Here is a 3,674-nt window from a genome sequence, read left to right on the forward strand (position 1 = left end):
CCATCGAGGCGTGCTCGAACAGGCCCCAGCCTTCGGCGTCGCCGCAGCGGGCGAAGCCGATGTGGTCGATCACGCCGTAGGGGGTGCGGCCGATGATCGCGGGGTCGGTGAGGTCGTAGGCACTCGACAGCGACCAGTCGCGGCCCATCCAGCGGCCGTGGGTCCAGTCGGGGTCGGGGCCGTAGCCGCAGCCGACGTGCAGGGTGATGCCGGGGCGGGATTCGATCTCGACCTCGAGTGGCTTGCCGTCGGGGGTGGTCATGTCCAGGCGCACCGACTTCGGGTGCCGGGTGCCCGGCTCGTAGGTCCAGTGCATCCGGGGCCAGCCCAGCTGTTCCTTGCGGCCGTCGTTCCAGATCCGGACCGCGTTGTTGAGGGTGCGGGTGCCGTCGGGGTCCTCCTGGATGATCACCACGATGGCGAACTCGTCGAACCGCAGCGGCGCGTACAGCCACCAGAACCCGCCCGCGCCCTCGGACGCGGCGCGGCCGGGCGGCTCGGGTTCGCCCGAGGGACGGATGCCCCAGGAGCGGTCGCGGCTGCCGGTCCACACCGCCGGATCGACCGTGTAGTCACGGCCGTCGACGGCGAGAGTGCCTGCCCAGGAACCCAATTGGGCGAAACGGGAGGCCTCGATGATCGGCCGGGTGCCCGACAGGATCAGATGCGGCTGCTCTTGCACGGCCGGATGCGCGCCGGTCCAGGTGAGGTCGAAGCCGAGGTCGTCGTGCTCGCACACCACTCGCAGCTTTTGCAGCGGCTCGATCACCTCGATCCGGTAGCCGCCCACCGCCGTGGTCAGATCGCGGGAGGTGAGCGCGTCGGAGAACCGCACGCTGCGCTGGGTGTCGCTGTGGCGCACCGTCGCGAACGCGTCGACCACACCCAGGTTCGGGTACACGCCGAACCCGGTGATCAGCATGCTGTCGCCGGCCGGGTCGAAGGCGTTGAAGTAGTAGCGGTCGTAGAAGTTGCGGTCGCTGGTGGCTGCCCTGGCCAGCGACAAGGGCGTCTGATGGACCGGGTATTCGTCCAGGGGGACGGGCATGATCGCGTTCATGGTCGTATCTCCTTCTCAGTCCCACTCGTAGGTGCCGTCGAGCAGTGCCTCGAGGCTGAGCCGGTGCATCACGTAGTCGTCGAGTTCGGCGGGCACGGTGTCCTCACCGAAGTGGATCATCCGGCGCTTGATCCTGGCCATCACGATCGCGTGCCGCAGCGCCGCGTAGATGACGTAGAAGTCCAGATCCTGGACCGTATGTCCGGTCAGCTCTTCGTATTTCGCGACCACCGCGTCCTTGCGCAGGAAGTCGGGCAGGCCGGGCTGGTCGAAGCGGGTAGCGATGTCCTGGAAGAAGCGGTGGATGAAGATCACCCAGCCCAGGTCGAGTTCGCGCGGGCCGAAGGTGGCCATCTCCCAGTCCAGGACCGCGGCGGGGGTGAACTCGTCGAACAGGATGTTGCCGGGGCGGGCGTCGCCCCAGTTCAGCACGTCGGGGCCGGTCTCGGCGGGCCAGTTGGCTTCGAGCCAGTCGAAGGTCCGCTCGATCAGCGGGATCCGCACGCCGTCGTCGGTCAGTGCCCACCGGTACCAGTCGCGCTGGGCCTCGAAGTGCCTGCGCAGCGCCGAACCCTCGCCGTCGAGCAGCGGGAAGCGGCGGGTGATGTCGTCGATCGCGTGCACGCGGGCGATCACGTCGACGGTCGCGTCGGCGATCTGCTCGCGCTCGGCCACGGTCGCGTCGAACACCCAGCCGAAGAACACGTACGGCGGGTTGTCGGCGGCCACCCGGCCCTGGGCCTTCTCCATGACGAAGAACGGTGTGCCGAAGACGGATTCGTCGAGTTCGAGCCAGCGCAGCGGCGGCACCGCGACATCGGAGGCCTCGGCGACCCCGGCCATCACCTGGTACTGCAGCGGCAGGTCGTAGGACTGGAACACCGGGAACGAGCCGTCCTCGGGCGCCATCCTGGCCACGAACGAACCGCCCCCGGCGACCCCGTCGACCGACCACTCGGCATCGAACAGGATGGTGGTGCTCGACATGCCGCCCGTGGACGGCTTGCTCAGATTGCCGACCTTCGGCGGTGTATCGGCGCCGACCTTGCCGGCCAGCCACTGCGACAACTGCTCGGCGAGTTCGTCGAGATCACGCTCGGTGACGGTGAGCGACTGTTGTGCGGTGAGGTCCGGATCGTCGGACATAGGTACCCCTGTCGGCAAGTTGAAACACGTTCGATACCGGCGTACCGGAAGAGCGGCGGGAATGCCTAGCCGGCCGTCGGTGAGTGAGATTCAGGGTTGACACCGCAAAGATCGGGGTTTTCCCGGACGCGCCCCGCCGCGACGCCGATTAGCTTCGGTAGCAATCGAACTCGATGAGGAGGCAACGGTGACCGCCGTGACCACGGAGCGCGCCCACGACGACATCGCGAGCCCGCCGCCACCCGCTCCGACCTGGCACCCGGTGACGCGGCTCGCCTTCCGTTTCAGTGTCGCCTACCTCGGTCTGTTCTGCATGTGGATGGCGCAGATCAGCTTCGTCTTCCTCGGTGTGCTCGCCCTGCAACTGCCCGAGGAGGCCATCGCGTGGCAAATGCTCTCGCTCGCGCCGGTGAGTAGCTGGATCGGCGAGCACGTCTTCGGGGTGGAGGCGGAGCTGGCCATGAACGGCAGCGGCGATCAGGCCGCGATCTGGATCCAGTGCGGTCTGGTGCTGGTGGCGGCCGTGCTGGTGACCGTCGTCTGGTCGGTGCTGGACCGGCGCAGGCTCGCCTACCCCCGGCTGTCGAGCTGGTTCCTCACGGTCCTGCGGCTGTGTGTCGGCGGGCAGATGCTGTTCTACGGGTTCGCCAAGCTCATCCCGACCCAGATGCCGGAGCCCGCGCTCACCACGCTGCTCCTGCGGGTCGGCGACCTGAGCCCGATGTCGATGCTGTGGACCCAGGTCGGGTCCTCGCCCGCCTACGAGATGGCGCTGGGTGCGGCCGAGGTGCTCGCGGGTCTGCTGCTGTTCTGGGCGCGAACCGCGACGCTGGGCGCGATGCTCAGTGTGATCAGCATGGCGCAGGTGTTCCTGCTGAACCTGACCTTCGACGTGCCGGTGAAGATGCTGTCCGGACATCTGCTGCTGATGAGTCTGGTGCTGCTCGCTCCGCAGGCGCGCAGACTCGCGAATGTGCTGGTGCTGGAGCGGGATTCGGGGCCGATGGTGCAGCCGCCACTGTTCGACTCGGCGCGCAAGAACCGGTGGGCGGCCGTGGTCCAGATCGCGGCCGGGCTGTGGGTCACAGGGGGATTGATCTACCTCGCCACGCAGCAATGGGACGAATACGGCGGTGGCGCACCGAAACCCGAGCTGTACGGCATCTGGGAGGTCACCGAGTTCACCGCCGAGGCGAGCCCGGTGCCGCCGCTGACCACCGATCCGGTGCGCTGGCAGCGCCTGATCATCGATGCGGGTTCGGCCGGGTATCAGCGGATGGACGACTCGGTCGTGCCGGTGGTCGCCACGTTCGACACCGAGGCGCACACGATGACGCTGGCCGCCGCACCCTCCGCGCCGGGCCAGACTCCGGCGGCCACCACGACCTTCACCGTCGACCGGCCTGCCGACGACCGGCTGACGGTGCGGGGCGAGCTCGACGGCCGCCCGGTGACGGTCACGCTCAAC

The 3,674-nt window shown here is 68.3% G+C and carries 3 protein-coding genes; 1 reads left to right on the top strand and 2 read right to left on the bottom strand.

Annotated elements, in window-relative coordinates; translation table 11 throughout:
• Positions 1–1,060: hypothetical protein (locus tag ACFWPJ_RS27530; RefSeq protein ID WP_378855606.1), on the bottom strand; the 1,060-nt coding region annotated here is incomplete at its 3' end.
• A 15-nt stretch (positions 1,061–1,075) separates the two neighbouring features.
• Positions 1,076–2,206 (bottom strand): phosphotransferase family protein, encoded by a 1,131-nt coding sequence (locus tag ACFWPJ_RS27535; protein WP_378855608.1) that lies wholly within the window; start codon positions 2,204–2,206, stop codon positions 1,076–1,078.
• A 187-nt stretch (positions 2,207–2,393) separates the two neighbouring features.
• Between ACFWPJ_RS27535 and ACFWPJ_RS27540 the strand changes: the two genes are divergently transcribed.
• Positions 2,394–3,674, top strand: a 1,281-nt coding sequence (locus tag ACFWPJ_RS27540; protein ID WP_378855610.1) for a DoxX family protein, incomplete at its 3' end; no start/stop codon positions are given.

Source organism: Nocardia sp. NPDC058497, assembly GCF_042720195.1.
Classification (GTDB): domain Bacteria; phylum Actinomycetota; class Actinomycetes; order Mycobacteriales; family Mycobacteriaceae; genus Nocardia.

Bases quoted from the DNA above. Each gene is read 5' to 3' on its own strand.
- ACFWPJ_RS27535 (WP_378855608.1), bottom strand. From the start codon at position 2,206: ATGTCCGACGATCCGGACCTCACCGCACAACAGTCGCTCACCGTCACC.